This window comes from Thermovenabulum sp., assembly GCF_049701175.1.
In the GTDB taxonomy this organism is placed as follows: Bacteria; Bacillota; Thermosediminibacteria; order Thermosediminibacterales; family Thermosediminibacteraceae; genus Thermovenabulum.
The window spans coordinates 1-16,760 of sequence record NZ_JBNATW010000008.1; the positions used below are offsets into that span (position 1 = coordinate 1).

The 16,760-nt window shown below is 38.1% G+C and carries 19 protein-coding genes; all 19 read left to right on the forward strand.

Annotation, left to right across the window (positions count from 1 at the left end; translation table 11 throughout):
• Nucleotides 1–736 (forward strand): IS200/IS605 family accessory protein TnpB-related protein (locus ACPLVF_RS04040; protein WP_424906541.1); only part of this gene is annotated, 736 nt, incomplete at its 5' end.
• A 155-nt stretch (nucleotides 737–891) separates the two neighbouring features.
• Complete coding sequence (locus ACPLVF_RS04045; protein WP_424906542.1) at nucleotides 892–1,353, forward strand: low molecular weight protein arginine phosphatase; 462 nt, start codon at nucleotides 892–894, stop codon at nucleotides 1,351–1,353.
• An 18-nt stretch (nucleotides 1,354–1,371) separates the two neighbouring features.
• Entirely contained in the window at nucleotides 1,372–1,818 is a 447-nt protein-coding gene (gene rpiB / locus ACPLVF_RS04050) for a ribose 5-phosphate isomerase B (protein WP_424906543.1), read from the forward strand.
• Between the two features lie 20 nt (nucleotides 1,819–1,838).
• Complete coding sequence (gene glyA / locus ACPLVF_RS04055) at nucleotides 1,839–3,080, forward strand: serine hydroxymethyltransferase (protein ID WP_424906544.1); 1,242 nt, start codon at nucleotides 1,839–1,841, stop codon at nucleotides 3,078–3,080.
• A 29-nt stretch (nucleotides 3,081–3,109) separates the two neighbouring features.
• Nucleotides 3,110–3,739, forward strand: a complete 630-nt coding sequence (gene upp, locus ACPLVF_RS04060; protein WP_424906545.1) for a uracil phosphoribosyltransferase — start codon at nucleotides 3,110–3,112, stop codon at nucleotides 3,737–3,739.
• 18 nt (nucleotides 3,740–3,757) lie between these two features.
• Nucleotides 3,758–4,204, forward strand: a complete 447-nt coding sequence (locus ACPLVF_RS04065) for a deoxycytidylate deaminase (RefSeq protein ID WP_424906546.1) — start codon at nucleotides 3,758–3,760, stop codon at nucleotides 4,202–4,204.
• A 64-nt stretch (nucleotides 4,205–4,268) separates the two neighbouring features.
• Nucleotides 4,269–5,300, forward strand: coding sequence for a glycosyltransferase family 4 protein (locus ACPLVF_RS04070; protein WP_424906547.1), 1,032 nt, complete (start codon nucleotides 4,269–4,271; stop codon nucleotides 5,298–5,300).
• Nucleotides 5,301–5,313: 13 nt separating this feature from the next.
• On the forward strand, nucleotides 5,314–6,483 hold the full coding sequence (wecB, locus tag ACPLVF_RS04075) for a non-hydrolyzing UDP-N-acetylglucosamine 2-epimerase (RefSeq protein ID WP_424906548.1): 1,170 nt from the start codon (nucleotides 5,314–5,316) through the stop codon (nucleotides 6,481–6,483).
• 148 nt (nucleotides 6,484–6,631) lie between these two features.
• Entirely contained in the window at nucleotides 6,632–7,354 is a 723-nt protein-coding gene (sigI, locus tag ACPLVF_RS04080; RefSeq protein WP_424906549.1) for an RNA polymerase sigma-I factor, read from the forward strand.
• The gene (locus ACPLVF_RS04085; RefSeq protein WP_424906550.1) at nucleotides 7,351–8,439 is read left to right on the forward strand and encodes an anti-sigma factor domain-containing protein; all 1,089 of its coding nucleotides are present in this window, start codon (nucleotides 7,351–7,353) and stop codon (nucleotides 8,437–8,439) included. The genes sigI and ACPLVF_RS04085 overlap by 4 nt, the downstream gene beginning before the upstream one ends.
• 214 nt (nucleotides 8,440–8,653) lie before the next feature.
• Entirely contained in the window at nucleotides 8,654–8,884 is a 231-nt protein-coding gene (locus ACPLVF_RS04090) for an AtpZ/AtpI family protein (RefSeq protein ID WP_424906551.1), read from the forward strand.
• A 17-nt stretch (nucleotides 8,885–8,901) separates the two neighbouring features.
• The gene (locus ACPLVF_RS04095; protein WP_424906552.1) at nucleotides 8,902–9,225 is read left to right on the forward strand and encodes a V-type ATPase subunit subunit G family protein; all 324 of its coding nucleotides are present in this window, start codon (nucleotides 8,902–8,904) and stop codon (nucleotides 9,223–9,225) included.
• Entirely contained in the window at nucleotides 9,212–11,113 is a 1,902-nt protein-coding gene (locus tag ACPLVF_RS04100; RefSeq protein WP_424906553.1) for a V-type ATP synthase subunit I, read from the forward strand. The genes ACPLVF_RS04095 and ACPLVF_RS04100 overlap by 14 nt, the downstream gene beginning before the upstream one ends.
• Before the next feature lie 78 nt (nucleotides 11,114–11,191).
• Nucleotides 11,192–11,671 (forward strand): V-type ATP synthase subunit K, encoded by a 480-nt coding sequence (locus ACPLVF_RS04105; protein WP_424906555.1) that lies wholly within the window; start codon nucleotides 11,192–11,194, stop codon nucleotides 11,669–11,671.
• A 12-nt stretch (nucleotides 11,672–11,683) separates the two neighbouring features.
• Nucleotides 11,684–12,283: a V-type ATP synthase subunit E gene (locus tag ACPLVF_RS04110; protein WP_424906556.1), complete on the forward strand. Its 600-nt coding sequence runs from the start codon at nucleotides 11,684–11,686 to the stop codon at nucleotides 12,281–12,283.
• A gap of 4 nt (nucleotides 12,284–12,287) precedes the next feature.
• Complete coding sequence (locus ACPLVF_RS04115) at nucleotides 12,288–13,292, forward strand: V-type ATP synthase subunit C (RefSeq protein ID WP_424906557.1); 1,005 nt, start codon at nucleotides 12,288–12,290, stop codon at nucleotides 13,290–13,292.
• On the forward strand, nucleotides 13,285–13,614 hold the full coding sequence (locus tag ACPLVF_RS04120; protein ID WP_424906558.1) for a V-type ATP synthase subunit F: 330 nt from the start codon (nucleotides 13,285–13,287) through the stop codon (nucleotides 13,612–13,614). The genes ACPLVF_RS04115 and ACPLVF_RS04120 overlap by 8 nt, the downstream gene beginning before the upstream one ends.
• Entirely contained in the window at nucleotides 13,611–15,383 is a 1,773-nt protein-coding gene (locus ACPLVF_RS04125; protein WP_424906559.1) for an ATP synthase subunit A, read from the forward strand. Before ACPLVF_RS04120 ends, ACPLVF_RS04125 begins: the two co-directional genes overlap by 4 nt.
• Nucleotides 15,376–16,758, forward strand: coding sequence for a V-type ATP synthase subunit B (locus ACPLVF_RS04130; protein ID WP_424906560.1), 1,383 nt, complete (start codon nucleotides 15,376–15,378; stop codon nucleotides 16,756–16,758). The genes ACPLVF_RS04125 and ACPLVF_RS04130 overlap by 8 nt, the downstream gene beginning before the upstream one ends.
• Nucleotides 16,759–16,760 lie beyond the last annotated feature (2 nt).

Here is a 16,760-nt window from a genome sequence, read left to right on the forward strand (position 1 = left end):
GTTGAGATATGGTGAAATTCCGACGCCCGAACTTGAAAGTGGGAGTTCAAACAAGAGAGAGTATTTCAGATGGCAGTGCGCTCACAAAATAGTAGAGATAGCAGAAGAAAAACAAAAAGCTATTGTGATTGAGAGATTGGATATAAGGGACAAAGGGAGAAGTGGAGATTTTTCGGGAAGAAAATCGAGGAGAATAAGACACAATTTCAGTTATCGGTCGCTTCTGGAGAAGCTCAAGATTTTAGCACAGCGTAAGGGTATACAAGTAATAGAGGTTAATCCTGCCTACACATCAGTGATAGGGATGTTGAAATATGCACCGCAGTATATGGTAAGCAAGGACATAGCAGCTGCATACGTAATAGCAAGAAGAGGGCTTGGATTAAAAGAGCAAATTCCCGAAGGGTATATGGCAATTCTAAAAGATTTAGATGCTGACGAATTGGAGGAATTAAAAGAGCACGTAAAGAGAACGGTTAAGAACAAACAACTAAAGAAAAGGCAACTAAAGGAGATAGACAGAGCGATAAAACTGATAAAAAGCCTTGGGAGTGAGCCAGGGAAGGCACTAATACCTCTGGGTGGAACAAGTATTAGTGCCTATAGCACAAGCTATAATCTCTGGCGAGTTCTCAAGGTAGCGGTGGTAACGCCACTCTCCCCTGAGAGGGTATTAAGGGACGTCTCTGTCCTGAAGGGAGTATTACATTCAGGGCAAGTGGGGAGACCCGGTTAAGGGCGCGAGTTCCTGCTTCTTGGGGCAGGGGCTATGGGAGTGCTTAAATACCGCCTGCTGGGAATGAGCACTCTCTGAAAGGGCGGACTATAAATAGCCCAGCCTTCTAAACTTGTGCAGTTTTGCACAGTTTAGATGACCAGGCTGGAATTTTTATGTTCAAGGTACTTTTCGTATGTACTGGTAATACGTGTAGAAGCAGCATGGCTGCAGCGATATTTAAGAAAATTGTAGAGGAAAAGGGAAAAGAGATTGAGATAGATTCCTGTGGGATCGCGGCAGTAGATGGAATGCCCGCTTCTTTTGAAGCTATTGAGGTAATGAAAGAGAAAGGTATAGACTTAAGCGCTCACAGGGCAAAAAAATTAAGGGAAAATCTACTTAATGCAGATTTGATACTTACAATGACAAAAAGCCAGCGAGACTATATTTTGAATAATTTTCCAGAATTGAAGGGAAGGGTGTTTGTATTAACGGAATTTGTGAATGAAGGCGATTTTGAGGATATAGAGGACCCTTACGGAATGGGTATTGAAAGCTACAAAAAAGTAGCTGAAGAACTATGGGAAAATTTAGAAAAACTTATAGAAAAGATTGAACAAAAAAGCGAAAAATGAAAAATGGAGGTAATAGTAATGAAAATCGCTGTTGCCAGCGACCACGGAGGATTCGAGTTGAAGGAGAAGGTTGTGGAGTTTTTGAAAGAAAAGGGCTACGAATATAAAGACTTTGGGACATTTTCAAAAGATCCGGTAGACTATCCCGACATGGCTTATATAGTCGCAGAAAAAGTGGCAAAGGGGGAATTCGATAGGGGTATACTTATATGTGGGACAGGCATAGGGATATCAATTGCTGCTAACAAAGTAAAAGGCATAAGGGCAGCTTTGTGCAATGACGTTTACTCCGCCCGGATGTCCCGCCTTCATAATGACGCAAACATATTAGCTATGGGAGGAAGGGTTATAGGCCCAGGACTTGCTTTATTAATTGTTGAGGAATGGCTAAAGACGGACTTTGAGGGCGGAAGGCATAAAATAAGGGTGGATAAAATTACAAAATATGAAAAGGATCAAAAATAAGATTAAAGGAGTGATTTTTTATGAATGTGTTAAGGCTTGTGGACCCTGAGATTGCAGAGGCTATAGATAAAGAACTTTTAAGGCAGCAGTACAAACTGGAAATGATAGCATCTGAAAATTTTACAAGTAAAGCTGTAATGGAGGCTCAGGGGTCGGTTTTAACAAACAAATACGCTGAAGGATATCCCGGTAAAAGGTATTACGGTGGATGTGAATACGTAGATATTGTAGAAGAATTAGCAAGAGAGAGGGCTATAAAGCTTTTTGGAGCAGAACATGTGAATGTTCAACCTCATTCTGGGTCTCAAGCTAATATGGCGGTCTACTTTGCTTTTTTAAACCCGGGAGATACCGTAATGGGCATGAATTTAGCCCACGGAGGTCATTTAACCCATGGAAGTCCTGTAAATATTTCCGGAAAGTATTTTAAATTTATACCTTATGGGGTATCAAAGGAAACTGGTTACATAGACTACGATGAGGTAGAAAGATTAGCCTTTGAGCACAAGCCCAAAATGATTGTAGCAGGAGCAAGCGCCTACCCAAGGATTATAGATTTTGTAAGGATGTCTGAAATAGCAAAGAAGGTAGGAGCGTATTTAATGGTGGATATGGCCCATATTGCAGGATTAGTAGCTGCAGGACTTCATCCAAGCCCTGTGCCCGTGTCCGATTTTGTGACTACAACTACGCACAAGACCCTGCGTGGCCCAAGGGGTGGCATGATACTTTGCAAAAAGGAATACGCTCAAGCTATAGACAAAGCGATTTTTCCAGGCATTCAAGGTGGGCCTTTGATGCACGTTATTGCTGCAAAGGCGGTTTGTTTAAAGGAAGCCCTATCGGAAGAGTTTAAGTATTATCAAGAGCAGATTGTAAAAAATGCAAAGGCTTTGGCAAAAGCGCTTATAGAAAAGGGATACAACTTAGTATCGGGAGGCACAGACAATCACTTAATTTTAGTTGACTTGAGGAACAAAAATCTTACGGGATTACAAGCAGAGAAGTACTTAGATGAAGTAGGAATAACCGTAAATAAAAATGCCATTCCTTATGATCCGGAGAAGCCTAATGTTACAAGTGGCATAAGAATAGGCACTCCTGCACTAACTTCAAGGGGAATGAAGGAAAAGGAGATGGAAGAAATTGCAGAGCTAATTGATATAACTTTAACAGCAAAAGGGGAAGAAATTAAAGTAGCAAAAGTGAAAAAAGCTGTGAGGGCTTTGTGCGAAAGGTTTCCTTTGTATAGTCAAATGTAATTTTATAAAAATGAAATGGAGGTTTTTTTATGAAAAAGGTATTTGTTTTCGACCATCCGCTCATACAGCATAAATTAGCCTTGATAAGGGATGAAAATACTGGAGCAAAGGAATTTAGGGAATTGGTGGAAGAAGTTGCCATGCTTATGGCCTATGAGGTTACTAGAAATATGCCCCTTGAAGAGGTTCAAATAAAGACACCCATAGGCCCGTGCAAAGCAAAAATGATATCTGGTAAAAAAATAGGTATTGTTCCTATATTAAGGGCAGGGCTTGGAATGGTGAACGGCCTTTTAAAATTGATCCCTGCAGCAAAGGTAGGGCATATAGGGCTTTACAGAGACCCACAAACACTAAAACCCGTAGAATATTACTGCAAACTTCCTCAGGATGTAAATGAGAGGGAATTAATCGTCCTTGATCCTATGCTTGCAACGGGCGGTTCTGCTACAATGGCAGTAGATTATTTAAAAGAAAGGGGAGCAAACAATATAAAGCTCATGTGCTTAATTGCTGCACCGGAAGGCATAGAGGCTTTACATTCAAAACATCCTGATGTAGAAATATACACTGCTGCAATTGATGAAAGACTGAACGACCACGGTTACATTGTTCCCGGCTTGGGTGATGCAGGTGACAGGCTCTTTGGTACAAAGTAAAAAAGAAGGTATTTAAAAATGAGGCCATCATGGGACAGTTACTTTATGGAAATAGCCGAAGTAGTTTCGAAAAGGTCCACCTGTTTAAGGAGGCAGGTAGGAGCAGTTATAGTAAAGGATAAGCATATTGTGGCTACCGGTTATAATGGTGCTCCTTCGGGATTATTGCACTGTGAAGAAGTAGGGTGTTTAAGAGAAAAATTAGGAGTGCCTTCGGGGGAGCGCCATGAGCTTTGCCGGGGTTTACATGCAGAGCAGAACGCAATAATTCAGGCTGCTGCTTTGGGGAGCAGTATAAAAGATTCAACGATTTATGTAACCACACAGCCTTGCGCACTGTGTGCAAAGATGATTATCAATGCAGGCATAAAAAGAATTGTATTTAAAGGAGAATACCCGGATGAATTTGCTGTTAACCTTCTTAAAGAAGCAAAAATAACCTTTGAAAAATACGATGAAAATTGACAAAAGTCAAGGCTTGGTCTAAAATAAAAGAGGCAATTTTATAAAATAAAAGGGAGCGATTTGTGTGCCTATTTATTTGTACGCCTTTTTCATGGCAGCAGCCCTTTCTTATATTTTTACACCCTTTGCCATGAAATGGGCATGGAAATTGGGGGCTATAGATATTCCCAAAGATGCAAGAAGGGTTCATAAAGAGCCTATACCCAGGCTTGGAGGGCTCGCAATTTTTATAGGATTTATGCTTGCAGCCCTTTTAACACTTCCATTGAAAAATCCTTCGGTTCAGGGAATACTGCTTGGAGCAGTGGTGATTGTAGGTGTTGGAATATTGGATGATATTTACAGCCTCTCCCCCAAAGTAAAATTGCTTTTGCAAATAGCAGCAGCTTTAATACCTATACTTTTTGGCATCAGGGTGGAGTGGATTACCAACCCCTTTGGAGGCATGTTTTATATAGGAAAATACAGTGTAATTATTACCCTATTTTGGATTGTGGGTATAACCAATACGTTGAATTTTATAGATGGCCTTGACGGGCTTGCTGCAGGTATTTCCGCAATTGCTTCAATAACCATGCTTTTGGTCAATCTGAATTTGAAACAGGGCAATCCCGTTATTTTTACAGCGCTCCTTGCTGGTGCATGCATAGGGTTTTTACCCTATAATTTTAATCCAGCAAAAATTTTTATGGGAGATACCGGAGCGATGTTTTTGGGATTTGTATTGTCATCGGTCGCTGTTGATGCGGCAGTCAAAAGTGCAACGGTAGTCGCATTAATTGTACCAATGCTTGCACTGGGGCTTCCCATATTTGATACGGCCTTTGCCATAATTAGAAGATTTGTTAACGGTAAACCCATAATGCAGGCGGACAGGGGGCATATACACCACCGGTTAATAGATAACGGGCTTACCCAAAGGCAAGCCGTATTATTCTTGTATTCGATGAGCGTTGTACTGGGGCTTTGTGCAATTTTAATGGTTAAAATAGGAATGAAAGAGGCACTGCTTGCCCTGATTGTTGGATTATTTACCTTTACTTATATGGGAAAGATTTTGCTAAATTCCCAGAGCAAAAAATCAGAAGGAATGTAAAGGGGAATGGGATTTGAAAAGGATAAAGGTTATATCTGTTTTTGGGACGAGGCCAGAAGCAATAAAAATGGCGCCGCTTGTTAAAGAACTTGAAAAATCCGAATTTATAGAGAGTAAGGTGGCGGTTACAGCTCAACACCGGGAGATGCTCGACCAGGTGTTGAGCCTTTTTGGTATAAGACCTGATTACGATTTGGATATAATGAAGGAAAGGCAAACCCTATCAGAAATAACCTGCAATGCACTAAAGGGTTTGGAAAAGGTTTTTTTAAAGGAAAGGCCTGATTTAGTCTTGGTCCACGGTGATACAACCACAACATTTGCTGGTGCATTGGCCGCTTTTTACTCGCACATAAAAGTAGGCCATGTAGAAGCAGGTCTTAGGACCCACAACAAATGGCTTCCCTTTCCTGAAGAGATGAATAGAAAACTTACAGGGGCAATAGCTGACCTTCATTTTGCACCAACACAAACAGCTAAGAAAAACCTTATATTAGAAGGAGTCAAAGAAGAAAATATTTTTGTAACGGGGAATACTGTAATTGATGCTTTAAAAACTACTGTTCAAAGGGACTACATTTTTAAAAACGACGTATTAAATAAATTAGATTATAAAAATAATAAAGTTGTACTCGTCACCGCTCACAGGCGGGAAAATTGGGGAAAGCCTTTAGAGCAAATTTGTATTGCATTAAGGCAGTTATCGCAGGAAAAAGATATTTACATCATTTACCCCGTACATTTAAATCCGGCTGTTTGGGAGACTGCACATAGCATTTTACAGGGGTTGAAAAATGTTATTTTGCTTCCGCCCCTTGATACCGATGAACTCCACAACCTCATGGCAAAATGTTTTCTTGTTTTAACCGATTCGGGTGGCCTTCAAGAGGAAGCCCCATCCTTAGGAAAACCCGTATTAGTTTTACGCAATGAAACAGAAAGGCCCGAGGCAGTTGAGGCTGGGACTGTAAAAGTTATTGGAACTGAAATTGAAGATATTATAAGAGAAACTAAGATTTTACTGGATATAAAAGAAGAATATTTAAAAATGGCTAATGCAGTAAACCCTTACGGAGACGGTTTTGCATCAAAAAGGATAGTAGAAGGCATATTATATTATTTTGGGATAAAAAAAGAAAAACCCGAAGAATTCATCCCGGGGAGGATTCCTAAAAACATTTAAAATTAGAGCGGGTATTTGAAGGAAATGCCCGCTTTTTTATATAAAATGACCGTTTATATTTTGGTATAATATTATGTATAAAATAGAAAAATATCCGATTAGATTTAGCAGTAAATAATCGACTTTTTTATTTCCAGGAGGACAAAAAATGGAGTTTAATTCTATAAACGAAAGGGTTAAAAGCATAAAAAATGAAAAGGAAAAGTTAAACGAGTTTATAGAAGAATACAAACCCTTTGTTGCATCCTGTGTAGAAAATTTTTTAGGAAGAAAAGTAGAATACGGAAGCGATGATGAGTTAAGTATTGCCCTTATTGCTTTCAATGAAGCCATTTTGAAATATGATATTGATAAAGGTAACTTTCTTTCCTTTGCAAGAGGAGTAATTAAAAATAGATTAATTGATTATTATAGAAAGGAACAAAGAGAAAAAGCCAAGGTAGCTTTTCTGATAAAAGATAATAGTGAAGATGAAGAGAATGACGCTTTTGAAGAAGTTAGCAGAATGCGCTCCTTTGAGCTATATGAAGAAGAAGAAATTTCTTATCAGAGAAGGTTAGAAATAGAGGCATTTAAAAGGGAATTAGAAACATTCGGTATTTCTTTATTTGATGTTGCTAAAAGTTCACCCAAAATAAAAGCAACAAAAAAAGAGTGTAGCAAGATTATTCATTATATTTTAGAAAACCGCGAATTATTAGATATACTCTTAAAAAAGAAATATTTACCGGTTGAAAAAATTGCTTCGGGCACAAAAATACATAGAAAAAAGATAGAGAGATGTCGAAATTATATTATAGCGGGAGTTTTAATTTTAAGAGGGGAGTATTATTATTTAAAAGAATATGTCGACTGGAGGTTTGAAGATTGAAGGGAGTAATCCTTGAGATAAAGGGAAATAAGGCGGTTGTTTTAAGTAAAGACGGGGATTTTAAGGTTATAAAACTAAAGGGTAAATGCTTTTATAACGTAGGAGATGAAATTGAAGTTGAGAGAGAAGGGGTATTTTATTATACGAGAAACTTAGCTCTTTATGCTGCAGTATTTTTGATATTTAGTATTATAGCATTTTCAATATATTATAATATGATGATTCCTGTAATGTATGTATCCATAGATATTAATCCAAGTTTAGAATTTGAGGTAAATAGATTAGAAAGGGTTATTGACGTAAACTTCTATAATGAAGATGGTGCAAACATTGTTGGAGATAAGAAGGCTTTTAAAAACAAAACTTTAAAAGAGGCTGTAAAGCTGGTGATAAATAAGGCAAAAGAAAATAAATACATGGAAGGTGAAAAGCCTGCAGTAATGTTCACAATATCCTGTAAGGACAATGCAAAAATTAGTGAAAAAATAAAGGAGACTTTAAAAAATGCGGTAAAGGAAGCGGTGCAAAAAGACAAGGATAAAAGTGATGTCGGGGTAAAAATGATGGCAGATTCTTTACCTGGTCTTAAAGCTGCTGATGCACAAGAATCGGAGAATGTAGATGTTATAATTGAAGAGATTTCTATTCAAAAACATAATGACGCAAAAAAGATAGGTATTTCACCAGGTAAGCTGTATATTTATGAAAAAATAAAGGAAAAGAAGCCTGATATTTCGCTGGAAGAAGTCAAAAAGCAATCTATTAAGAATCTTTTAAAAGGTATGACGAACAATCAAGTAAAAGATTTAATAAATAATAGGGAGAATTCCAATAATTTAAATACGGATAAAGATAATGTAAAGGTAAAAGAGAATCAGGGGAATATAGAAAAACAAAAGGAAACAAAGGAAATAAAAAGATTTATACGAGAAAACAGAAATAGTAAAGAAGAAAAGAAGAAAGACTATCAAGAAAAAGATCAAAAAAATGAACAAAAGAATGAACAAAAGAATGAACAAAAAAGCGATCAAGAAAACAAAAGAAGCAATGAGGTAAACAAAAGGATAAAAAATAAACGACAATGACAAAATAGGTGAAGAAAAAAGGGAAAAGAAAAGTGTTTTAGAAAATTTGAAAGGGAGTACAAAAAAATAAATATCTTAATGAAATAAGTGCAACATATCACAATCACAAAATCGGCAATTTTAAAAGATTAAATTGGTAAGAATTAATTTAAAATAAATTATTTAAGAAAAATGCGGTTTGAAATTTTTTTTGTATTATTGTATAATTACGCATATGAAAGAACCAAAATCCCTACAAAAAATATTTCAAATATTACAAATTGGTTTTAACTTTGCTATTCCGATAGGCGCTGGGGTTTATTTTGGAGCTTTTTTAGATAGAAAATTTAAAACAGGAAGTTTATTTTTATTATTAGGTGTGGCTATTGGAATAATTTCTGGGGTGGCCAGCGCGTATCGAATTTTATCCGAGGAATTCAAGAAAAACCAAAACAACCGCCGATAAAAAGGAGGTGTAGATTATTGAAGGATTACCTTGATGAGATAAGAGAAACTGAGTCAAAAGCGAAAAAAATAATAGAAGAAGCAGAAAAAGAGGCAAAGGCAATAATAAACAAAGCAAGTTCTGATGCAGAAGAATTTTTGTCAAATGTCAAAAAGGATTCCGAGGAGAAAGCACTTTTATTAATAAAAGAGGCTCGTGAGGAGGCTGAAAAAGAGGTAGAGAATATAAAATCAAGATATGATGAGAAGATAAAAGAAATTATAAATCACTCTAAACCCAAAATAGAGAAAGCCTCTCAATTAATTTTGGAAAAGGTAGTGAATTTCTATGGCAATAGTTAAAATGAAAAAAATGCATCTTTTTGGCTTGAAAAAGGAAAGGTATGCTATATTAGATGTGCTCCAGAAGCTTGGGGCCGCAGAGGTTATTGACCTTAAAGAAGAAGGAGAAGTAAGGGATTTTGGTAAAGAAATTAGTGAAATAGAAACAAAATTAAACAGGCTTAGGTTTGCCATTGACCTTTTAAAGCCCCTTGTAAAAGAACAAAATCCTATTTTAACAGGCAAGCCAAAAGTCCAAAGGGAAAACCTCCAGCAAATTATAAGCAAAGAAAATGAATACTTTTTAGAAATAGACAAGTTAGGTGAATATGACAAGAAGTTTTCGCAGTTAAAGAGTGAAGAGGCAAAAATTAATAACCATTTGGAGTTTTTAAAACCTTGGGAAAAATTAGATATTCCACTGCAAGAATTAGGGGAAACTAATAAAGCAAGGTTTATAGCGGGGTCTATTCCAAAACGTATTTATGAAAACTTTATGGCTAGGTCAAAGGAAGAAGAGCTTCCTTTAGAGGTTATCTTGGTAAGTGAAGGTAAGGATGAATCGTATATTTTAATAGTATTTCACAAGGAAATCGAGGAAAAAGTAGAGGCTCTTATAAAGGAATTTTCGGTGAATATATACGACTTTTCTGAGATGAAGGGAACCCCATCAGAACTTATCGACCAAATGAAGGAAAGGCTGAACCAAATAGAAAAAATAAGAACAGAAATTACAAAAGAGATTAGTCTTTATGCTGAATATCTTATGCCTTTCAAGATTTTATACGATTATTACAGTGTAGAAAAGGAAAAGAGGCTGAGCTATTTCAAGGCGCAGGATACGGAAAGCACCTTTTACCTGCAAGCATGGGTTCCTGAACCAAAGGTTGAAGAAGTAAGAGAACGCTTACAAAAGGTGACAAATACACTCTACATTGAGTTTGAAGACCCCAAAGATGATGAAAACTTTCCGGTATTGCTTTCTAACCCGAGAATTATTAAGCCTTTTGAGTTGGTTACTGAACTTTACAGCCTTCCCGATCCGAGAGGTATCGATCCCAATATATTTATGGCACCCTTCTACTTCGTATTTTTTGGCATGATGGTAAGCGATGCAGGCTATGGTCTTGTGCTCGCCCTCCTCATGGGAATAGCTATGATGAAGTTAAAGATTTCGGGAATGGCAAGAAAACTTGTAGAACTTCTGTTCCTCGGCGGTATTTCCACATTTATTTGGGGAGCTATTTTCGGTAGCTGGTTTGGAGATTTAATTAAATTACCTCCTTTGTGGCTTAATCCCCTTGAAAATCCACTGTCAGTTCTTTATCTTAGCTTTACCTTTGGGTTAATTCAAATATATTTTGGCATTATTCTAAATGGCTACAAAAATGTAAGGAACGGTAAAATAGCAGATGCTTTAATGGACCAAGGTTTATGGCTTGTATTCTTAAGTGGGCTTATAATGCTTGCTTTTCCTCAAACATCAAGTTTTGCAAAATATGTGGCATTAGCGGGCGCTATAGGCCTTGTTTTAACACAGGGTAGAGCTCAGAAGGGAATAATCAAAAAGTTTACTTCAGGGCTTCTTAGCCTTTACAATGTGACAGGTTATTTAAGCGATGTTTTATCCTATTCAAGGCTTTTAGCATTAGGGCTTGCAACCGGAGTTATTGCAATGGTAATAAATACCATGGCAAGATTGGTGGGTGTCAATTTAATAGGTTATATTTTCATGTTTCTAATAATGGCTGGAGGGCACATATTCAATATAGCGGTAAATGCTTTAGGCGCTTATGTGCACAGCAGTCGTCTCCAGTATATTGAGTTTTTCGGTAAATTCTACGATGGTGGTGGAAAGCCCTTTGACCCGCTTAGGGTAAAAACAAATTATGTAGATATAAGTGAATAATCTTAACCAAATAACAGAAAAAAATTATAAAAAACTTATAAATTATTAACATTTGAATCATAAGGAGGAGGTTTATTTATGGAAATCACAATTGGTCAAGTAATTGCACTATTAGGAGCTGCTATGGCTGTATTTTTGCCGGGTGTGGGTTCGGCAAAAGGAGTAGGTATGGTTGGTGAAGCAGCTGCAGGGGTGGTAACCGAAGATCCAAACAAGTTTAGCCAAACTTTGATTCTTCAGGCACTTCCTGGTACACAGGGAATTTACGGACTTCTGACAGCATTCGTTGCAATGCAAAAAATTGGATTGCTCGGTGGAGGACTTATTCCATTGACCTTACATCAGGGATTATTGATTTTCGCTGCATGTTTACCAATTGCCGTAGTAGGACTTCTTTCAGCTATAGCTCAAGCAAGGGCAGCAGCTGCAGGTGTAGGTATAATTGCTAAAAGGCCAGAAGAATTAGCAAAAGGTATTACCTATGCGGCTATGGTAGAAACCTACGCTGTTCTTTCACTCCTTGCTTCAATCCTTATGCTTTTCGGCATTAAGTTTTAAGGAGTGCTTAAAATGCAGGGTATTGAAAGGATAAAGGAAAAAATTATAGAGGAGGCCGAAAGGGAGAAGGCCAGAATATTAAGTGAAGCAGACAGGAAAGCTCAGGAAATATATGAAAGGGCAAAGAAAAAGGCCGAAGAAACAGAGAATATAATTATAGAAAAAGCAAAAAAACAAGCAGAAGAGGAAAAAAGAAAGATAATTTCCATGGCAGAATTGGAAGAAAAAAAGAGACTTTTACAGGCAAAACAGGAAATTATAGACGGAGTTTTTAAAGAAGCAAAGGATAAAATAAGGCAAATGGATGATGAAAGTTATAAAAATCTGATATTTAGAATGCTCATTCAAAGTGCTGCAGGGGATGAAGAAGTAGTTGTTGCTGAAAATGACAGAGAAAGGATTACAAAAGAATTTATCGAGAAGGTAAATGAGGAACTGAAAAAGCAAGGAAAACAAGGTAATTTGAAAATAACCTCATATTCAAAAGATATTTCCGGAGGCTTTATATTAAGGTCAAAAAATATAGAAATAAACGGTACCTTTGAATACTTAATTGCAGTAAAGAGGGAAGAGCTGGAAACAGAAGTGGCAAAAATCCTGTTTGAGGAGTGATATTATGCCAAGGGAGCAGGAATTTTTATACGCCTCCGGCAGGATAAGGCTTCTTGAGACAAAGTTATTAAACAAAAACCTTGTGGAAAGGCTTATGGAAGCTGATACAATAGAGGGTGTAATAAAGGCACTGGGAGACACTGCTTATGCTGAGGATTTTACCGATTTGGACAACATCTATGAATTTGAGGAGGTTTTGGAAAATAATTTATTAAAAACCTTTCGAGTTATTGGAAATTCTATAAAAGACTCAAAAATAATAAGGTATTTTACTTTAAAATACGACTACCATAACCTTAAGGTGTGCGTTAAAGGTAAAATAATGGGAGATATAAAAAAGGAGTATTTTTCAAAACTCGGCGAAGTGCCCTTGGAATATTTTTTAAAACTTGCTTCTGAAGAAAAGTCTACCGACTTACCCAAAGACATGATAGATTCTTTTGAAAAAGCTGTAGCAATTTATGAAGAAACTCACGATCCCCAGCAAATTGACGTATATATAGATAGACTCCTTTTTGAAGAATTAGCAAAGCTCGTAAAGGAAATAAAGGAACCCTTTTTAGAGAAGTATCACAATGCATATGTAGATTTGTTAAATATAAAAACCTTTGTAAGAATAAAAAACATGAATATGGATTTAAGGGCTCTTCAGAGGGCTATATTACCTGGCGGAAGTGTTCCTGAAGATTTTTACGAGAAAAAATTTCAGGAATCTATGGAGGATTTTGTAGAGTCTTTTTCCTCAAAGGACTATTATAAAGTTGTTAAAGAAGGGATAGAAAACTGGTCTTTAACCAAAAATCCGTCATTGTACGAAAAATTAATGGATAATTATTTGATTAATTATCTTAAAAAAGGACTTTATAAGCCTTTTGGTGTTGAACCAGTAATTGGATATTTAGGAGCCAAGGAACATGAGATAAAGATATTAAGGCTGATTTTGGTAGGGAAGATAAATGGTATCAGTGAAGATTTAATAGAAGAGAGGTTGAGAGAGCTTTATGTATAAAATAGGAGTGATCGGGGATAAAGATACGGTACTTTCCTTTAAATCCATAGGGGTAGATACCTTCCCTGCCATAGATGAGAAGGAGGCTTTTGAAAATCTTATCAGGCTTACAAAAGAGAAATATGCTGTTATATTTATTACCGAACATCTTGCAGCAAAATTAGAAGATAAGCTAAACACCTTTAGGGAAAAATTACTCCCAATTATTACTTTAATACCGAGCAACAGAGGTACTTTGGGCATAGGGATTAATAGTGTTAAAAAATCTGTAGAAAAAGCTATTGGAGTAGATATAATTTTTGAAAGAGAGGGAAGGGAATGAGCCAGGGTGTAGTAGTCAAGGTTTCCGGTCCGCTTGTGGTAGCAACTAATCTGCCCGAAGCAAAGATGTTTGACGTAGTGAGGGTAGGGCAGCAAGGACTTATAGGAGAGGTTATCGAGATTAGAGGAGAGAGGGTTTCCATTCAGGTATACGAGGAGACGTCGGGAATCGGGCCAGGTGATCCTGTGGTTTCTACGGGCCAACCATTAAGCGTTGAGTTAGGGCCGGGAATGCTTGAGGGTATTTTTGATGGTATTCAAAGACCTCTTGATGTTATTGTAAACCAAGCAGGAAGTTTTATTACAAGAGGTATAGACGTTCCTGCTTTAAACAGGGAAAAGAAATGGTATTTTAAACCTGTTGCGAAAAAGGGAGAAAGGGTCACAGGTGGAGATATATTGGGCACCGTTCAAGAAACGGTAATAGTAGAACACAGAATTATGGTACCACCTTATATCGAGGGTGTTGTGGAAGAAATAAAAGAAGGAGAATTTACGGTAACAGACGTAGTGGCGAGAATACGAAAAGACAATGGTGAAATAGTTGATGTGACAATGCTGCAAAAGTGGCCCGTAAGAAAGACACGACCATATAAACAGAAGTTACCACCTGAAATTCCTATGGCTACTGGGCAGAGGGTAATCGATACCCTGTTCCCGGTAACCAAGGGTGGAACGGCCTGTATCCCCGGACCTTTTGGAAGCGGTAAAACTGTAGTACAGCATCAGCTGGCAAAATGGGCAGATGCAGAAATAGTAGTATATATAGGATGCGGCGAACGCGGTAATGAAATGACGGACGTTTTAATGGAATTTCCAGAATTGAAAGACCCCAAAACAGGGGAACCTTTGATGAAAAGGACAGTACTCATAGCAAATACTTCAAACATGCCTGTAGCTGCTCGAGAAGCTTCTATTTATACAGGCATTACCATAGCTGAGTATTTCAGGGACATGGGTTACAGTGTAGCCTTGATGGCGGATTCCACATCCCGCTGGGCAGAAGCTTTGAGGGAAATGTCTGGAAGGCTTGAAGAAATGCCAGGTGAAGAGGGTTATCCGGCATACCTTTCAAGGCGTTTAGCTGAGTTTTACGAAAGAGCTGGCAGAGTAATATGCCTTGGAAAGGATGGAAGGGAAGGGGCCCTTACCGTTGTGGGAGCGGTTTCTCCTCCGGGTGGCGACCTTTCTGAACCTGTTACTCAGGCTACACTCAGGGTTGTTAAAGTGTTCTGGGCTTTGGACGCACAGCTTGCTTATGCAAGGCATTTCCCTGCAATAAACTGGTTAACAAGTTATTCCCTTTATTCAGATACCGTAGAAAGATACATGAATAATAAAATCGATAAGAGCTGGAGCGAATTAAGGGGAACAGCTATTAGGCTTTTACAGGATGAAGCGAACCTACAGGAAATAGTAAGGTTAGTAGGTATAGATGCCCTTTCCACTAAGGATAGGCTCATATTAGAAGTGGCGCGTTCTATAAGGGAAGATTTTCTGCATCAAAACGCTTTCCACGAAGTTGATACTTATACCTCCCTTCAAAAGCAGTTTAGAATGCTGAAGTTGATACTTTTATTCTACGAAGAAGCTCAAAAGGCTTTGGAGAAGGGAGCGCCTTTTGCAAAATTGGAGAAACTGCCGGTGAGAGAAAGGATAGCAAGGGCAAAATACGTAAAAGAAGAGGATATAGCCGTTTTTGATGAGATTGAAGAGCAGATTAAGCAGGAAATCGCAGAGCTCCTCGAAGGGGGTGAAATATATGCTTAAAGAATATAAAACAGCAAGGGAAATAGCAGGACCTCTAATGTTGGTAGAAGGAGTAGAAGGTGTAAAATACAACGAACTTGTGGAAATTGAAACGGGTACCGGAGAATTAAGAAGAGGACAGGTGTTAGAAGTTGATGGCGACAAAGCACTGGTTCAGTTGTTCGAAGGTTCTACTGGTCTCAATATAAACGACTGCAAAGTGAGATTTTTGGGGAAGAGTATAGAACTCGGTGTCTCTTTGGATATGCTTGGCAGGGTTTTTGATGGGTTTGGCAGGCCGAAGGATAACGGGCCCAAAATAATCCCTGAAAAGAAGTTGGATATCAACGGCAGCCCCATAAACCCTGCAGCAAGAGACTATCCTTCCGAGTTTATTCAAACGGGGATTTCTGCTATTGATGGCTTAAACACTCTGGTTAGAGGGCAAAAACTTCCCATATTTTCCGGTTCAGGACTTCCCCATGCCCAACTTGCAGCTCAGATAGCAAGGCAGGCAAAGGTGTTGGGTACGGAAAGCAAATTTGCAGTAGTTTTTGCAGCTATGGGTATCACCTTCGAGGAAGCGGATTATTTTATAAGCGATTTTAAAAGGACAGGGGCTATTGACCGCTCAGTGCTATTTATAAACTTAGCCAATGACCCAGCAATTGAAAGAATAGCAACTCCGAGAATGGCCCTTACCTGTGCCGAATATTTAGCCTATGAAAAGGATATGCACGTTCTTGTTATTTTAACCGATATGACGAACTACTGTGAAGCATTGAGGGAAGTTTCTGCTGCAAGAAAGGAAGTGCCCGGAAGAAGGGGATATCCCGGTTACCTATATACCGACCTTTCTACAATTTACGAGAGAGCGGGGAGAATTAGGGGTAAAAAAGGTTCCATAACTCAGATACCAATATTGACTATGCCCGAAGACGATAAAACTCATCCTATCCCGGACCTTACCGGGTACATCACCGAAGGGCAGATAATTTTAAGCAGAGAACTTTTCAGAAAGGGAATTTATCCTCCTATCGATGTTTTGCCATCTCTTTCCCGATTGAAAGACAAGGGTATTGGCCGCGGAAAAACGAGAGAGGATCATGCCGACACAATGAACCAGCTTTTCGCCTCTTATGCCCGCGGTAAACAAGCAAAAGAACTTGCTGTAATTCTTGGAGAAGCAGCATTATCCGATACGGATAAATTGTATGCAAAATTTGCAGACGAATTTGAAAAGAGATACGTGGCACAGCGGGAGGATGAAGACAGGAGCATAGAAGAGACTCTTAACATCGGATGGGAACTCTTAACCATATTGCCAAAGGCTGAATTGAAGAGAATCAGGGATGAATATATTGAAAAATATTTACCTAAAAAAGGAGAAGAATAGTT

What these genes read in the sequence shown, in the direction of transcription:
- ACPLVF_RS04045 (WP_424906542.1), top strand. Translation starts at nt 892, where the DNA reads ATGTTCAAGGTACTTTTCGTATGTACTGGTAATACGTGTAGAAGCAGC.
- rpiB (WP_424906543.1), top strand. Translation starts at nt 1,372, where the DNA reads ATGAAAATCGCTGTTGCCAGCGACCACGGAGGATTCGAGTTGAAGGAG.
- glyA (WP_424906544.1), top strand. Translation starts at nt 1,839, where the DNA reads ATGAATGTGTTAAGGCTTGTGGACCCTGAGATTGCAGAGGCTATAGAT.
- upp (WP_424906545.1), top strand. Translation starts at nt 3,110, where the DNA reads ATGAAAAAGGTATTTGTTTTCGACCATCCGCTCATACAGCATAAATTA.
- ACPLVF_RS04065 (WP_424906546.1), top strand. Translation starts at nt 3,758, where the DNA reads ATGAGGCCATCATGGGACAGTTACTTTATGGAAATAGCCGAAGTAGTT.
- sigI (WP_424906549.1), top strand. Translation starts at nt 6,632, where the DNA reads ATGGAGTTTAATTCTATAAACGAAAGGGTTAAAAGCATAAAAAATGAA.
- ACPLVF_RS04090 (WP_424906551.1), top strand. Translation starts at nt 8,654, where the DNA reads ATGAAAGAACCAAAATCCCTACAAAAAATATTTCAAATATTACAAATT.
- ACPLVF_RS04100 (WP_424906553.1), top strand. Translation starts at nt 9,212, where the DNA reads ATGGCAATAGTTAAAATGAAAAAAATGCATCTTTTTGGCTTGAAAAAG.
- ACPLVF_RS04105 (WP_424906555.1), top strand. Translation starts at nt 11,192, where the DNA reads ATGGAAATCACAATTGGTCAAGTAATTGCACTATTAGGAGCTGCTATG.
- ACPLVF_RS04110 (WP_424906556.1), top strand. Translation starts at nt 11,684, where the DNA reads ATGCAGGGTATTGAAAGGATAAAGGAAAAAATTATAGAGGAGGCCGAA.
- ACPLVF_RS04115 (WP_424906557.1), top strand. Translation starts at nt 12,288, where the DNA reads ATGCCAAGGGAGCAGGAATTTTTATACGCCTCCGGCAGGATAAGGCTT.
- ACPLVF_RS04120 (WP_424906558.1), top strand. Translation starts at nt 13,285, where the DNA reads ATGTATAAAATAGGAGTGATCGGGGATAAAGATACGGTACTTTCCTTT.
- ACPLVF_RS04125 (WP_424906559.1), top strand. Translation starts at nt 13,611, where the DNA reads ATGAGCCAGGGTGTAGTAGTCAAGGTTTCCGGTCCGCTTGTGGTAGCA.
- ACPLVF_RS04130 (WP_424906560.1), top strand. Translation starts at nt 15,376, where the DNA reads ATGCTTAAAGAATATAAAACAGCAAGGGAAATAGCAGGACCTCTAATG.